Here is a 581-nt window from a genome sequence, read left to right on the forward strand (position 1 = left end):
CCGCCGGGCACCGGCGGGGAGGTGCTGGGTCGTCCGGGGGTGCCGTGGGTGCGGTTGAGGTCGATCCAGAAAGCGCCGACGGCGGAGGCGATCTTGAGCAGGTCCTCGATGTCGAGGGGTTTTTGTACGTATCCGTTGGCTCCGACGTTGCTGCTGTCCACGATGTCGCGATCGGCCAGCGAGCTGGTCAGCATGATGACCGGCAATAGCTTGGTGCTGGGTTCGGCCCGGATGCGCCGTACGGTCTCCACTCCGCCCATGCGTGGCATGTCCACATCCATCAGGACCATCGCGGGTTCCAGTGGGGGTCGGCCGTCGGAGGGCAGCAGAAGGTCCAGAGCCTCCAGCCCGTCCCGGGCGATCGCCATGTCGGTGGTGAAACCGCTGTTCTGGAAGGCCCACCGGGTGAGCTCGATGTCACTGGCATCATCATCGACCAAAAGGATTGGCCGGTCTTGACTGTCCATTTTCTGTCTCCCTGAGCCTTCGGTGCGGTTGCTCCGCTGAGGCTGCGACCTGGGCTGTTGCCCTTTCCTGAAGCGTGGCACACGACCCTGGCCAACCGGGCGGTAGACGCGAGC

1 protein-coding gene is annotated in these 581 nt (G+C 64.9%); it reads right to left on the minus strand.

Annotated elements, in window-relative coordinates; translation table 11 throughout:
- A partial coding sequence (locus LR393_RS34790) for a response regulator (RefSeq protein WP_231489485.1) occupies positions 1-467 on the minus strand: 467 nt, incomplete at its 3' end.
- Between the last annotated feature and the right edge of the window lie 114 nt (positions 468-581).

Source organism: Kineosporia mesophila (assembly GCF_021129235.1).
GTDB lineage: Bacteria > Actinomycetota > Actinomycetes > Actinomycetales > Kineosporiaceae > Kineosporia > Kineosporia mesophila.